Annotated in this window: 10 protein-coding genes; 4 read left to right on the forward strand and 6 right to left on the reverse strand. The window is 66.7% G+C overall.

Going from position 1 to position 14393, the window contains the following annotated elements:
* The first annotated feature begins 18 nt into the window (after positions 1 to 18).
* Positions 19 to 372 carry a hypothetical protein gene (locus E3N85_RS05695; RefSeq protein ID WP_134460505.1) on the forward strand — a complete coding sequence of 118 codons (354 nt, stop codon included), beginning with the start codon at positions 19 to 21 and terminating at the stop codon, positions 370 to 372.
* A gap of 219 nt (positions 373 to 591) precedes the next feature.
* On the forward strand, positions 592 to 1944 hold the full coding sequence (locus tag E3N85_RS05700; RefSeq protein WP_134460508.1) for an MFS transporter: 1353 nt from the start codon (positions 592 to 594) through the stop codon (positions 1942 to 1944).
* Positions 1945 to 2000: 56 nt separating this feature from the next.
* Here the strand turns inward: E3N85_RS05700 and E3N85_RS05705 are convergent, their stop codons facing one another.
* The 3 genes from E3N85_RS05705 to E3N85_RS05715 are packed head-to-tail and all read right to left on the reverse strand — an operon-like array spanning position 2001 to position 4690.
* Positions 2001 to 2825, reverse strand: coding sequence for an ABC transporter permease (locus E3N85_RS05705; protein WP_241978332.1), 825 nt, complete (start codon positions 2823 to 2825; stop codon positions 2001 to 2003).
* A 28-nt stretch (positions 2826 to 2853) separates the two neighbouring features.
* Complete coding sequence (locus E3N85_RS05710) at positions 2854 to 3738, reverse strand: ABC transporter permease (protein ID WP_241978319.1); 885 nt, start codon at positions 3736 to 3738, stop codon at positions 2854 to 2856.
* Positions 3739 to 3763: 25 nt separating this feature from the next.
* Positions 3764 to 4690 carry an ABC transporter ATP-binding protein gene (locus tag E3N85_RS05715; protein ID WP_134460511.1) on the reverse strand — a complete coding sequence of 309 codons (927 nt, stop codon included), beginning with the start codon at positions 4688 to 4690 and terminating at the stop codon, positions 3764 to 3766.
* Positions 4691 to 4816: 126 nt separating this feature from the next.
* Between E3N85_RS05715 and E3N85_RS05720 the strand changes: the two genes are divergently transcribed.
* Positions 4817 to 6868 carry an ABC transporter ATP-binding protein gene (locus tag E3N85_RS05720; RefSeq protein WP_134460808.1) on the forward strand — a complete coding sequence of 684 codons (2052 nt, stop codon included), beginning with the start codon at positions 4817 to 4819 and terminating at the stop codon, positions 6866 to 6868.
* Here the strand turns inward: E3N85_RS05720 and E3N85_RS05725 are convergent.
* Positions 6865 to 10029: a glycoside hydrolase family 38 C-terminal domain-containing protein gene (locus E3N85_RS05725; RefSeq protein ID WP_134460514.1), complete on the reverse strand. Its 3165-nt coding sequence runs from the start codon at positions 10027 to 10029 to the stop codon at positions 6865 to 6867. The two genes, E3N85_RS05720 and E3N85_RS05725, sit on opposite strands and share 4 nt — an antisense overlap.
* An 87-nt stretch (positions 10030 to 10116) precedes the next feature.
* Positions 10117 to 11967 carry a phosphoenolpyruvate carboxykinase (GTP) gene (locus E3N85_RS05730; protein ID WP_134460517.1) on the reverse strand — a complete coding sequence of 617 codons (1851 nt, stop codon included), beginning with the start codon at positions 11965 to 11967 and terminating at the stop codon, positions 10117 to 10119.
* Positions 11968 to 12161: 194 nt separating this feature from the next.
* Between E3N85_RS05730 and E3N85_RS05735 the strand changes: the two genes are divergently transcribed.
* A complete protein-coding gene (locus E3N85_RS05735) occupies positions 12162 to 13604 on the forward strand; it encodes an XRE family transcriptional regulator (RefSeq protein WP_134460520.1) in 1443 nt (480 codons plus the stop codon).
* 91 nt (positions 13605 to 13695) lie between these two features.
* Here the strand turns inward: E3N85_RS05735 and E3N85_RS05740 are convergent, their stop codons facing one another.
* Positions 13696 to 14325, reverse strand: a complete 630-nt coding sequence (locus E3N85_RS05740; RefSeq protein WP_134460523.1) for a TetR/AcrR family transcriptional regulator — start codon at positions 14323 to 14325, stop codon at positions 13696 to 13698.
* Positions 14326 to 14393 lie beyond the last annotated feature (68 nt).

Below are 14393 nucleotides of genomic sequence, written 5' to 3' on the forward strand. Positions count from 1 at the left end.
GGTCCCTAGGCTGAAGGCATGGACCTTCTACGCAATATTCTGCTCATTCTGCACTTCGTCGGCCTCGCCTCGCTGCTCGGCGGATTTCTCGTGCAGATCAAGCCGATCATTGCCGGCAAGGGCACGATTGTCGCCGCAATGTTCCACGGTGCGCTGACCCAACTGGTCACCGGCCTGCTGCTCGTCGGCATCATCGAGATGGGCTCGCTCGGCCATATCGACAACATTAAAATCGGCCTCAAGCTGCTCCTACTCATCGTGATCACCGTGCTCGTGATCGTGAACCGCAAGAAGCCGAGCGTGCCGTCGCTCGTGCTGTGGGCCATCGGCGCCCTGACCTTCACCGACGTCGTGATCGCGGTGCTCTGGTAACAGCAGCAGTGTGGCGGAAGCGGATAACGGGGTGCTCCGGTTCACTCCCGGCGACCAGGAGCCCGCTTTCGCTCGTTGCTGCGGGCTTCGCGGTAAACTCTACCGTGCCCTCTAAACGCGGCCACGCCCCCATTCGTGCGTCAGCGCTACCGCGGGAAGTCAGATCGACTTGCGGGTTTCGTCGCCGCTCAGCCATCCCGACCGGAGCGTTCCACCCTCATGTCTACAACCACAGCGTCAGTTTCGACGCCGACCACGCCTTTGAATCCAAAGGGCCGCGTCATCATGGCGAGCCTCATCGGCACGACCATCGAGTTCTACGACTTCTACGTCTACGCCACGGCCGCCGTGCTGGTCTTTCCGCACCTGTTCTTTCCCACCGGAAACGAGACCACCGCTCTCCTCGCTTCCTTCGCCGTCTTCGGCGCCGCCATGGTCGCCCGCCCGATCGGCGCACTGTTCTTCGGCCACTTCGGTGACCGCAAGGGACGCAAGGCCACCCTGGTTGGCGCCTTGCTCACGATGGGCATCGCGACCTTCTTGATCGGCCTGCTGCCGACCTACGACATGATCGGCTGGTGGGCACCGTTCATGCTCGTCATCCTCCGCCTCGCCCAGGGCTTTGCCCTCGGCGGCGAGTGGAGTGGCGCGGCCCTCGTGGCGACCGAAAACGCACCCGTCGGCAAGCGCGCCTGGTACGGCACCTTCCCGCAGGTCGGCGCCCCACTCGGCTTCATCATCGCCAACGGCCTGTTCCTCGGCCTGGCCCTGGCCCTGCCGTCAACCGACCCGACCCGTCCGTCCGAGGCGTTCCTCGAGTGGGCCTGGCGCATCCCGTTCCTGTTCTCGGCCGTGATGGTCATCGTCGGTCTCTGGGTGCGTCTGCGCTTGGTCGAAAGCGAGGTCTTCACCAAGGTCGTCAAGGCCGACCGGGTCGAGAAGCTGCCGCTCGCGGCGGTGTTCAAGTCCAACTGGCGTGAACTCATCCTCGGTACGTTCATCATGCTCGCGACCTACGTGCTGTTCTACCTGATGACCACGTTCACGCTCGGCTACGGCCGGGCCGCGACGGATGCCCCGGTTCCGGGACTCGGCTTCAGCTACAACAACTTCATCCTCATGATGATTCTCGGCGTCGTGTTCTTCGGGATCTTCACCCTCGCCTCTGGCCCCTGGGCTGACAAGCATGGCCGCCGCAAGACACTCATCATCGTGACCCTGGCCATCATCGTGTTCGGTTTGCTGTTCGTGCCGCTGCTCGGCGCCGGCTTCCCCGGCGTGATGCTGTTTCTCATCGTCGGCTTCTCGCTGATGGGGATGACCTTCGGCCCGATGGGCGCGCTGCTGCCCGAGCTGTTCCCGACGAGCGTGCGCTACACCGGCTCCGCGTTCGCCTACAACATGAGCTCGATTCTCGGCGCGGCCGTCGCCCCGTTCATCGCCATCTGGCTGTGGACGCTCGGCGAAGGCAGCCCGTTCTGGGTTGGCATCTACCTCTCGATCATGGCCGTGATCACCCTGATCGCGCTGGTCCTCAGCCGCGAGACGAAGGACCTCGACCTGCACCGCTAGGCTGTCGCCGCGCAGCATCCGCACCCCTCTCGCGATTGCGAGGGGGGTGCGTTGCTTCAGTTCAAGAAGAGGGCCTTGAGGCGGCGAGTGGTGAAGATCAGGCCGATCATGATCATCACGGCGTAGTAGAGCACGTGCCAGAGCATTCCGGGGTCGATCTGCCCGGTGGTCAGGCCGCGTACGAGCTCGACACCGTGCCAGAGCGGCAACGCCTGGATCACGTATTGGATGCCCTGCGGGTAGACGCTGAGCGGGTAGAACGTGGCCGAGAACAGAAACATCGGTAGCAGTACAAAGTTGATCCAGTCCATCTGCTGGAAGGTCTTCATGTAGCTCGTCACCGCCATCCCGATGCTCGCGAAGCCGAATGCGATGAGCACGACCGCCGGCAGGGCCAGCAGCGCCCACCAGGACAGGTTGAGCCCGAGCGCCTGCATCACGAGCAGGAATCCGGTCGCGTACAGCAGCCCGCGCACCAGGGCGAGCGAGATTTCGCCGAGCGCCACGTCGAGCGGGCCGAGTGAGGTCGACAGCATGCCCTCGTAGAGCTTGGCGAACTGCATCTTGAAGAACACGTTCCAGGTCGAGTCGTAGATCGCGCCGTTCATCGCGGCGACGGCGAGCAGGGCCGGGGCGATGAACGCCGCGTACGGCACGTTCACCCCGTCAGCCGTGTGCACCTGCCCGATCAGTGCCCCGAGCCCGAGGCCCATCGACAGCAGGTAAAAGATGGGTTCGACGAACCCGCTCAGAATGGCGAGCGAGTTGGAGCTGCGTGTCGCCCGCCAGCCGCGCGCCATCACGCTGCGCGCGTTGCCGGCATAGAGGCTACCGAACGTGCGCGGTGCGCGAGCGCCGGCTGTGAGCGTCGAGGGAGACAGGTGTGGTCCGGTCACTCGTTCACCCTTCTCATTTGTTCAGGCGCCGCAGGGTGAGACGGCGGGCCCAGAACCAGCCGATAGCCAACAACGCCGTCAGGTAGAGCACGTGCACGACGCTCAGCCAGATCGGCTCCGGCCTGCCGTAGGCGAAGACACGGGATAGCTCGGTGCCGTGCCAGAGCGGCGAGATCCAGCCGATCCACTGCAGGTAGGGCGGCAGCAGATCGAGCGGAAAGAACGTGCCAGAGAACAGGGTCATCGGCAGGACCACGAAGCGCTGCAGCATGGCGAGCTGACCGGTGTCGTCTTTGAGGGTGGCCGTGTAGGCCATCACGAGCGCGCCGAAGGCGAGGCCGGTGAGCAGCGCCACCGGCACGGCGATGAACCCGAGCGCCCCGGGCACCGCCCCGAAGACCAGCATGAAGACATAGAAGATGGCGCAGGTGAGCACCATGCGCGCCGCGACCGAGATGAGGATGCCGTTGACGATCTGGCCGGGTTGAATCGAACTCGCGTTCATGCCGAAGAAGGTGGGGTTCCATTTGAAGCCGAGCATGATCGGGTACGTGAACTCCTCGGACGCCACCGCGATCGCGCTGCTCGAAAGCAGCGCCGGGGCCAAAAACGCCAGGTAGCTGACCCCATTGACGGCGTTGCCGCCAAGATTACCGTCGACGAGGCTGGCGAGGCCCACCCCCATCGCGTACAGGTAAATGAGGGGGCTGCCGACCGCGGTGAACAGCACGGTCTGGGCGTACGACCGCATGACCCGAAACCGGTGGTCGGCCACGTACCAGGAGCCGTAGCGCCGGGTGCGCGCCGCCGCCGCGACGGCCGCGGCCAGGGTCTGTGAACGGATGCCATCGCCCGCGCCATCCGCATCCCGAACGCTACCCGCATCGCCCGCGCTCACGGGCGCAAGCTCTCAGACAGGCCACTCATTCGATCAGATTCCTGCCGGTGAGACGCAGGAACACGTCTTCGAGGCTGGAGCGGCGTACCAGGCTGGTGATCGGGCGGAGGCCCGCCGCGGTCATCTGCTCTAATTCATTCTCGCCGCTGTCGCTGTAGACCAGGATGCGGTCGGGCAGCACATCGACCCGTTCGCCGAAGCCTTGGATGCGGTCGGCGACGGCGGCGTTCTGGGTGGAGCCGAAGCGCACCTCGAGCACTTCGCGCGAGGAATACCGGCGAATGAGGTCGGCCGGGGAACCCTCGGCCATGATGCGGCCCTTGTCAACGACGACCAGGCGGTCGCAGAGCTGTTCGGCTTCATCCATGTAGTGCGTGGTCAAAAGCAGGGTCGTGCCCTGCTCCTTGAGGCGAAACAGCCGGTCCCAGAGGATGTGACGTGCCTGCGGGTCGAGGCCCGTCGTGGGCTCGTCGAGCAGCAGCAGGCGCGGGTCGTTGATGAGCGCCCTGGCGATGGTGAGGCGACGTTTCATTCCGCCGGAGAGGTCATCGACCTTGGCGCTCGCCTTGTCCGCGAGCTGCGCGAACTCCAGCAGTTCGTCGGCGCGGCGAGCCACCCGGGCGCGCGGGAGCCCGAAGTAGCGGCCGTAGACCAGCAGGTTCTCTCGCACCTTGAGTTCCATGTCGAGATTGTTCTCTTGCGGCACCACGCCGAGCTGCGAGCGAATCTCCGGACCGTACCGATTGGGGTCGAGCCCGAGTACGTTGAGGCCGCCGCTCGTGCGGGTGGAGACCGCGCCGATCATGCGCATCGTCGTGGATTTTCCCGCGCCGTTGGGGCCCAGCAACCCGAAGGATTCCCCCGGCGCCACCTCGAAACTGATGCCGTCGACGGCGACGAAATCCTGGTATCTCTTGACGAGATTCTGGGTGGCGATGACAGGCTCTGGCACAGTTCCCCACTGTAGACCGCACGGGTGACATTGGGGATTGTTCGCATCTTTGACGGTTAAGATTCATGAGTGAATACCGCTACCCGTGCGCCCGAAACCACCCCTGCATCCGCTTTCCCGGCCGCTGTGAAGTCCTCGCGCGGCCGACGCGGCCGTCCAGCCCCCACCGGGCCACGCGCGAAGTTCAGCCAGCTGCTGCCCTACCTGGGCGAGCACAAAAAGGTGCTCGCCGTCGTCATCGTGCTGAGCGTGCTCGGCGCCGCTGCAAGCCTGGCCCAGCCGCTGCTGGTGAGCCAGGTCATCACGATCGTGCAGGCTGGGAACCCGCTGGGGTCGCTCGTAGGCTTGTTGATCGCCCTGGTAGTAATTTCGGGCCTGATCAGCGGCTACCAGCATTACCTGTTGCAGCGCACCGGCGAGGGTGTCGTGCTCTCGAGTCGCCGCAAACTGGTGGGGCGCCTGCTGCGCCTGCCGATCAGCGAGTTCGATGCCCGTCGCACCGGAGACCTCGTCTCCCGCGTCGGCAGCGACACCACCCTGCTCCGCGCGGTACTCACCCAGGGGCTGGTCGAAGCGATCGGCGGATCGCTCACATTCATCGGCGCCCTCGTGGCGATGCTCATCATCGACCCGGTGCTGCTCGGGCTGACCGTGCTCGTCATCGCGGTGTCGGTGGTCACCGTCATCCTGTTGTCACGACGGATCCGCACGGCGAGCCAAGCGGCCCAGGCGAAGGTCGGTGACCTCGCCGCGAGCGTTGAGCGTGCCATCAGTGCCATTCGCACCGTGCGTGCTTCCAATGCGACCGAGCGCGAAGTCGCCGTGATCGAAGAAGACGCCCGCGGCGCCTGGCGCATGGGGATCAAGGTCGCCAAGATCAGCGCCCTCGTCGTGCCGATCGCCGGTATCGCCATGCAGGTGTCGTTTCTCGTGGTGCTCGGCGTTGGCGGTTTTCGGGTCGCCAGCAACGCCATCACGATCGCCGACCTGGTCGCGTTCATTCTGTTCCTGTTCCTGATGATCATGCCGCTCGGCCAGTTCTTCGGCGCCATCACCTCGGTCAACGCGGCGCTCGGCGCGCTCGGCCGGATTCAGGAGATCATCGACCTGCCCGCCGAAGACCAGTTCGACCGCGATATCGCCCCGCTGGCCATGACGGTCGGCGCCGCCAACGAGAAGGTCAACCCCGAAGCCGCCGCGATCAGCTTCGAGAACGTGCACTTCGGCTACGCGGTGACGCCGGTGGCGGTTGACGCTGAGGCAGAAGCCGAGACTGCCGTGGTAACGGATGCTGCCGGCCCAGCGGGTTCCGCCGCTGCTACACCCGCCCCATCCACCACCACCACCACCGCCGGTGCCGACTCGGCCGACTCCACCACCACCGCCGGTGCCGGTGCCGACTCGGCCGACTCCCCCGGTACCGCCACCGCCACCGCCACCGCCGCCACCTCCACCGCCGGTGCCGACTCCGCCGTCTCCCCCGCGTCCACAGAGCCCCGTCCGGTGCTCACCGGCGTCTCGTTCAGCGCTCCGCGCGGGCTGCGCACGGCGCTCGTGGGGCCGAGCGGCGCCGGAAAGAGCACGATCCTGGCCCTGATCGAACGGTTTTACGATGTCTCGGCGGGCACCGTGCGGCTCGGCGGGCTGGACATCCGCTCGCTGGATCGCACCGCGCTGCGCGCCCAGATCGGCTATGTCGAGCAGGACGCCCCGGTGCTCGCCGGGTCACTGCGCGACAACCTCACCCTCGCGACTCCTGACGCCACCGACGACGAGTGCATCGCCGTGCTGCACGCGGTCAATCTCGGCGAGGTGCTTGACCGCGACCCGGCCGGGCTCGATGCCGCGGTCGGCGAGTCGGGCGTGAAGCTCTCCGGTGGGGAACGCCAACGGCTCGCGATCGCGCGGGCGCTGCTCGCGGCCCCGCCGATTCTGTTGCTCGACGAGTCGACCTCGAGCCTCGACGGCAAGAATGAGCAGATGATGAGAGAGGCCATTGACGCCGTCGCGGCCGACCGTACTCTCATCGTGATCGCGCACCGCCTGTCGACCGTGGTGGATTCCGACCAAATCGTGGTACTCGACCACGGCCAGGTCGTCGGTGTGGGCACCCACTCCGAGTTGGTCGTCTCGACGCCGCTCTACCGCGACCTCGCCAAGCACCAGCTCCTGGTCTAACCGGCTGCCTTTCCATTGCGCGAGTCGACGTAGCGCAGAGTCACCAGCTGGAAGGGGCGTAACTCGAGCGTCAGGGCCGGGCCGTCAGCGGCGATAATGGCGGCCGGGGCGAGGGAACGCTCCAGCAGATCAGTCTCGCCGGCCGCCGCCGCCTCGAACGAGCGGATGACCCGGGCGCGGGCCCGGGTTCCGTGCGCCTCGTAGAGCCGCACGATCACGTCCCCGCTGCCGTCTTCGGCGAGTTTGACCGCCTCGATCACGACCGCCGGGTTGTCGACCGTGACCAGCGGCTCGATTGGCCGGGAGCTGACGCCGGTCACGGTGCGCACCGGCAGGTTCAATCGATAGCCTTCAGATACCGCATCGGGGATATCCGCCCCCACGCGCAGCGACACCCGCAGGTGGTGCTGGCCCTGATCGGCGGTCGGGTCGGGATAGATCGGCGCCCGGAGCAGGGACAGTGACACGGTGCTACCGACGTGGGCGGTAATTTCGACGTTCCCCGGAGCATCCGCTGCCCCGCTGGCGCTGGCGCCGGTGTCGAGTGACGTGGCAGCATCGGGTGCTGACGACGAAAAGACGGTGCGGCTGATCGCGTGGCCATAGGTGGAATCGTTGGCGACGGCCACGCCGAAGCCGGGCTCGCCGACGTGCACCCAGCGGTGCGCAACGGTTTCGAAGCGGGCCACGTCCCACGAGGTGTTCGCGTGCGTCGGGCGGAATATATGGCCGAATTGAATCTCGGAGGCGGCCCGGTCCGCCTGCAGATCGAGCGCGAAGTTCAGCCGGAGCAGCTTCTGCCGTTCCTGCCAGTTGATGCTGAACGCGAGGTCGATGGCGCTCGACTCGCCCGCCAGGGTCACGTCCTCGATCAGCGAGGACGCGCCGAACCGCCGGGTGATGCGCACGCCGACCCGACCGGCCGGCAGCCCGTCGATTGTCTCGATCGACTCGGCGTCGGTGAGCGCGGTGAACGTGCGCGCGTGCGGGGTATCGATGTCCCAGGCGTCCCATTGGGTGGGCGTATCGCGGTGCAACGTGAGCAGGTTGCCAGCGGCGCCGATGGGCACGACCTCGCGGTCGGCGTTCCGATCGCGCACCGAACTGAAAAGTCCGTCGTCGTTGATCGTGACGGACACGTGCGTGTTGCTCAGCACCCAGCCGGCGGGGGTGCGGGCGGCCCGGGCCAGACCGTCAACGGGCGTGTCGTCGACCGCGGGCGCTGCCCGGTGGAGCGGAAGATGCACCCCGCCGAGCGCTGGCACGTCGCCTCGCGCGTACGGCCCGGCGTTGAGCAGCACCCCTCCGTCACCGGGTCCGCAGAGCGCACGAACGGATGCCTCGATCACCCCCTCGAGCACCCCGGCGACCCGCGCATACTCGCGCTCCGCCTGTTGGTGCACCCAGGCGATCGACGACCCGGGAAGAATGTCGTGAAATTGGTGCAGCAGCACGGACTGCCAGGCCGTGTCGAGGGCCGCACGCGGATACTGCGTCCCCACCCGCACCGCGGCCGTCGTCGCCCACAGTTCCGCCTCCCGCAGCAGGTGCTCGCTGCGCCGGTTGCCCTGCTTGGTGCGGGCCTGCGAGGTGAGCGTGCCGCGGTGAAACTCGAGGTACAGCTCGCCCGACCACACCGGCGGCGCCGCATACTCGGCCTCCGCCGCCTCGAAGAACCGCCGTGGACTCGACAACTCGACCGTGGGCGACCCCTCGAGCGACGCGGTGCGGCGGGCGGCGGCGATCATCTCCTCGGTCGGCCCGCCGCCGCCATCACCCCAGCCGAACGGCGCCAGCGACGTGTTCGCCGCGCCCTTCTCCGCGAACAGGCGCTCGGCCCTGGCCAGTTCGAGCCCGGAGAGCTGCCCGTTGTAGTCGGCGACCGGCGGAAAGTGCGTGAAGATGCGGCTGCCGTCGAGGCCCTCCCAGAGAAAGCTATGGTGCGGAAAGACGTTCGTGTCGTTCCAGGAAAGCTTCTGCGTGAGGAACCAGCGGCTGCCGGCCGCCCGCACGATCTGCGGCAGCGCCGCCGAGTAGCCGAACGAATCGGGCAGCCAGACCTCGAGCGGTTCCACGCCGAATTCGGTCAGGAAGAAATTCTTGCCGGCCACGAACTGTCGTGCCAGCGCCTCGCCGCCGGGCATGTTCGTGTCGGATTCGACCCACATTCCGCCGACCGGCACGAAGTTGCCGGCCGCGACGGCCCGCTTTACACGCGCAAACAGCTGCGGATAGTGGTCTTTCAGCCAGGCGTACTGCTGCGCCGACGAGGCGGCGAACACGAAATCGGGGTGCCGGTCGATCAGGTCGAGCACGTTGGAGAAGGTGCGCGCGACCTTGCGCACGGTCTCGCGCACCGGCCAGAGCCAGGCGCTGTCGATGTGCGCGTGCCCCACCGCGTGCACCCGGTGGGCGCTCGCGGCGGCCGGGCTTCTGAGCACGCTGGCGAGGGCGGCTCGACCGGCTGCGGCGGTGCCGCCCACATCGTCGGGGTCGAGCACGTCGACGCAGCGTTCGAGGGCGCGCAGTATGTTCGCCCGCCGCGGCGACGCGGCCGGAAGTTGCTGGCGCAGGCCGTCGAGCGTGCACACGTCTTGCGCGAGGTGCCAGACCTGCGTGTCGCGCTGGGCGACATCCGCTTGGCGTAGCACGTAGAGCGGCGCGCTGCCGGCGGTCGCGAGGTCACCGAGCGGGGTGGGGGCGAAGCTGAAGTCGGCGGCGATGTTGGGGTTGGCGGCGGCCTCGACGTAGATATCGATGGCGCCACCGGTCACGGTGACCGTGCGGTTCAAGGATTCGATGCCCTTGATGAGACGACCGTCGGAGCCGTACGCGGTGCCCTCGGCTTGAAACCCCGGCACGGCCGCAGTGAAGCCCAGGTCGACGACGACCTCGATGCGCATGTCGGCCATGCCCACCCATTCCAGCGGCACCGTTCCCGTGAGGTGAAACCATACGGTGCCCCACGGCCGGCCCCACGCCTCGCCCACCACGAACGGCGTAAACGGATGCGAGACCGCCTCGGCAAACGATACTGGCTCCCCCTCCGCCGCCCAGGCGGTGACCGTGAGCGGCGCGGTGGCCCGGTAGATCGCCGGCTGCAGCCGTTCGCGAACGAACCGGTGCAGCCGAGCCTCAACGAGTGCGCTGTCGTCATGCATGCTGGCATCCTATGGCCGCACCGTTCACCGCGCAGGGAAGAACAGACGTCCCCGGCACCGAGGTACCGGGGTCGTCTGCTGCAGGAACTAGTCCTTGAGGTGGTAGCGCACGCTTGCGAGCTCGGCGCGGAGCGCCGCCGGTACCTTGTCACCGAACTTGTCGAAGTATTCCTCGGTCAGGTCGCACTCGGCGAGCCAGCTGGTCTGGTCGATCGCGAACAGCTGCTGCACGGCTTCCTCCGACAGGTCGAGACCGTCGAGGTTCAAGCCGTCTTCGGCCGGGAGCAGGCCGATCGGGGAGTCGACGGCGTCGACGGTGCCCTCGATGCGGCGAATCATCCATTCGAGCACGCGCGAGTTCTCGCCGAATCCGGGCCAGATGAAGCTACCATCCGGACCCTTGCGGAACCAGTTCACCTGGAAGATCGCCGGGGCGTTGGTGCCGAGTTCCTTGCCGACCTTGAGCCAGTGACCCCAGTAGTCGGCCATGTTGTACCCGCAGAAGGGGAGCATCGCAAACGGGTCGCGGCGCAGCTCGCCGACGATGCCGTCAGCGGCGGCGGTCTTCTCCGACGAGATCGTGGCGCCCATGAAGACGCCGTGCTTCCAGCTGCGGGCCTGCGCCACCAGCGGAACGTTGGTCGCCCGACGGCCACCGAAGACGATGGCGTCGATCGGCACGCCGCCGGCGGCCTCCCAGTCGTCGGCGATCGATGGGCACTGGGCGGCCGCAACGGTGAAGCGGGAGTTGGGGTGCGCGGCGGTACGGCCGGAGGTGGGCGTCCAGTCCTTGCCCTGCCAGTCGATCAGGTGGTCGGGGGCCTTGTCGGTGAGGCCCTCCCACCAGACATCTCCGTCGTCGCGCAGGGCGACGTTGGTGAAGATGGTATTGCCCCACATGGTGGAGACGGCGGTCGGGTTGGTGGTTTCTCCGGTTCCGGGGGCGACTCCGAAGAAGCCGGCCTCGGGATTGATCGCCCAGAGACGGCCATCTTCGCCCTGGCGCAGCCAGGCAATGTCGTCGCCGATGGTTTCGACCTTCCAGCCCGGGATGGTCGGGCGCAGCATCGACAGGTTCGTCTTGCCACACGCCGACGGGAACGCGGCGGCGACGTGGAACACGCCGCCGGTGGGCGAGATCAACTTGATGAGCAGCATGTGCTCGGCCAGCCAGCCCTCGTCGCGACCCATGACGGAGGCGATGCGCAGCGCGAAGGACTTCTTTGAGAGCAGGGCGTTGCCGCCGTAGCCGGAGCCGAAGGACCAGACTTCACGGCTGTCGGGGAACTGCACGATGTACTTCTCATCGTTGCAGGGCCATTCGACGTCGGGACGGGTGATGCCCGAGGCGTCAACCAACGGGTATCCGACACTGTGCACGGTGTGCACCCACGGGTCGCCGGCCTCGATCATGGTCAGCACGGTTTCGCCCATGCGTGTCATGATGCCCATGTTGAGCACGACGTAGGGAGAATCGGTGATCTCGACGCCGAGCTGCGAGATGGGGCCACCGAGCGGGCCCATCGAGAACGGCACGATGTACATGGTGCGCCCGCGCATGCTGCCAGCGAAGACGCCGCGTAGTTCGGCGCGCATGGCGGACGGTTCGGCCCAGTTATTGGTGGGGCCGGCATCCGCTTCATCGTTGGAGCAGATGAACGTGCGATTCTCGACGCGGGCGACGTCTTTCGGGTTGGTGCGCGCGAGGAAGCTGTTGGGGCGCCATTCCGGATTGAGGCGAATGAGCTGGCCGGAGGCGACGAGCAACTTGGAGAGCACGTTGGCTTCGCGCTGGGAGCCGTCGCACCAGACGATAGCGTCGGGTTCGGTCAGGCGGGCGATCTCATCGACCCACGCCTGCAGATTGGGGTCGGTGCTCCCCGTACGCGTCGGGTACGCGTCCCCATCGGTCTGGAATGAAGATTTGATGAGGGTCATATGCTGGCCTTTCCGCCGAGACGTAGTTGAAACGTTGCTGAGGAGGTGTCGTCACGGTGGATGCGTGGCGCGTCCTTGCTGTCAGACGTTGTGGACGCCGTGATTTCGCCTATAAATACAGAATGGCCCCGTTTTGCTCATAGATGTGCAATTTTCTGTATTAAGAATCACCGTTCTTTAGATATTCTTAAGGAATGTCGCCTCAAGCTTCCGATCTGATCACCCTCGGCCATCGCGTCCGCCACTTTCGAAGCGAGCGCGGCCTCACCCTCGACCAGCTGGGTGCACGCGTGAGCCTCGCCGGCAGCCAGCTGTCGCTGATCGAGAATGGCCGCCGCGAGCCGAAACTCTCGACCCTGCAGGACCTCGCGATCGCACTGTCGGTCGACCTGGCCGAGCTGCTGCGTCGAGAGGCACCGAACAATCGGGCGGCGCTGGAGATCGAACTGGATCGAGCCCAGAAGAATCCGCTCTACCGAGCGCTTGGATTGCCGATGGTGAAGGTGACCAAGGGAATGCCGCTGCCGGCCATTGAATCGCTGCTCGGCCTGCACCGCGAACTGTCTCGCCGGGCCAGCGAAGCCAGCGCGACCCCCGAGGAAGCGCGCCGCGCGAACACCGAGCTGCGCGAGCGGATGCGGGAGCAAGGCAACTACATGCCCGAGATCGAAGAACTCGTCGAGGAGCGGGTGCGCGCGAGCGGGCATGTCTCGGGCGCCCTCACCCACCGTGAGGTGAGCGTCATGGCCGATCAGCTCGGATTCAGCCTGATCTACGTGAACGACCTGCCTGACTCCACCCGGTCGGTCACCGACCTCGCCAACGGTCGCATCTATCTGCCGCCGGCCTCCATTCCCGGCGGGCACGGCCTGCGCTCGATGGCATTGCAGGCGATGGGCCACCGCCTCCTCGGGCACGAACGGCCAGGCAGTTACGCCGAGTTTCTCTGGCAACGGCTCGAGATCAATTATTTCGCGGCGGCCTGTTTGATGCCGCGCGAGGCATCCGTCGCCTTTCTGTCCCATGCCAAGCAGGAGCGCGAACTGGCCGTGGAAGACTTTCGCGACGCCTTCGGCGTGACCCACGAGGCGGCCGCACTGCGGCTGACCAACCTCGCCACCTCACACCTCGACATGACGCTGCACTTTCTGCGGGTCAACGGCAACGGCGCCCTGCAAAAAGGGTATGAGAACGACGACCTGCCGTTTCCGGTGGACGTCACGGGGTCGATCGAGGGCCAGTACGTTTGCAAACAGTGGAGTGCGCGCAGCGCCTTCACGCACACCAACCGCACCACCGAGTATTTCCAGTACACCGACACCCCGGCCGGCACCTTTTGGTCGGCGACCCAGACCGGGTCAACGGATGCCGGTGAGTTCTCGATCAGCGTCGGCGTTCCCTTTGCCCAGGCCAAGTGGTTTCGCGGGCGGGAGACGACCCAGCGCACGGTGTCGCGCTGCCCCGATGAATCGTGCTGCCGTCGGCCCGATTCGGACGCCGCCGCGCGGTGGGCCGGCCGCGCGTGGCCGAGCGCCCGGCTGCACGCGCACGTACTGTCGCCGCTGCCGTCGGGAACCTTCCCGGGCGTGGACGACTCGGAGGTGTACGCGTTCCTGGAGGCACACGCGGCCGAGTAGTCGTCAGGGTTCAGCGCGACGGCAACGACGCGGCGATGGGGGTGTCGGCCGGGCACGCCGAGAAGTCCGACGCCCGGGGCGCCGATCCTGGCTAGGTCGCCGCAGGATTCAGCGCGCCGGCTGCCAGGGCGAGCTCGTGCTCGACGATGGTGCGCACAAGGGGTTGCTGCGTGCGGGCGTCGCCGTAGCGCACGGTGGCATGGGCCGTGAGGCCGTCAATGATTCCGAGCAGCTGCCAGGCCAGGGCGGGCGCGTCGTCGACGACGAATTCGCCGCGGCCCACGCCGCCTCGCAGCAGGGCAACCAGAAAGCCCTGCCAGGCATCCATTTGACGGCCCACCTCCGCTGCGAGGGCCGGATTGCGTCGACCGAGGCTCCAGGCATCGAGCCAGATTGCGGTGACCGCGCTGCGTTCCGGGCTGAGCAGGGTGTCGATCAGGGTGCCAAGGGCGTGCACCGACGTGGGGCAGGCCGCGAGTTCGGCAGCCACCTCGTGGATCTCGGCCGCTACGATCGCGCCAAAGGCGCTCGCGACCAGCACATTCATGTTGGGCTGGTAGTGCGCGACGAGGGCAGGGGCCACCCCGACGCGGGCGGCGACGGCGCGCACCGTGAGGGCAGCCAGCCCGTCGGTCAGGGCAATCTGGCGGGCGGCGAGCGCAATCTCCGCGGCCCGCTCGGCGGGGGTTTTGCGCCGGTTACGGGCGGAAAGCGTTGACATGGGACCCCAGTGTATATAGTTTGATGTCAAGTTGTTGATCATTTGATCAATAAGAGTTACCGGGAGAG

This window comes from Cryobacterium sp. Hz9 (genome assembly GCF_004402825.1).
Lineage (GTDB): Bacteria > Actinomycetota > Actinomycetes > Actinomycetales > Microbacteriaceae > Cryobacterium > Cryobacterium gelidum.

What these genes read in the sequence shown, in the direction of transcription:
- E3N85_RS05695 (WP_134460505.1), top strand. Translation starts at nt 19, where the DNA reads ATGGACCTTCTACGCAATATTCTGCTCATTCTGCACTTCGTCGGCCTC.
- E3N85_RS05700 (WP_134460508.1), top strand. Translation starts at nt 592, where the DNA reads ATGTCTACAACCACAGCGTCAGTTTCGACGCCGACCACGCCTTTGAAT.
- E3N85_RS05725 (WP_134460514.1), bottom strand. Translation starts at nt 10,029, where the DNA reads ATGCATGACGACAGCGCACTCGTTGAGGCTCGGCTGCACCGGTTCGTT.
- E3N85_RS05730 (WP_134460517.1), bottom strand. Translation starts at nt 11,967, where the DNA reads ATGACCCTCATCAAATCTTCATTCCAGACCGATGGGGACGCGTACCCG.
- E3N85_RS05735 (WP_134460520.1), top strand. Translation starts at nt 12,162, where the DNA reads ATGTCGCCTCAAGCTTCCGATCTGATCACCCTCGGCCATCGCGTCCGC.
- E3N85_RS05740 (WP_134460523.1), bottom strand. Translation starts at nt 14,325, where the DNA reads ATGTCAACGCTTTCCGCCCGTAACCGGCGCAAAACCCCCGCCGAGCGG.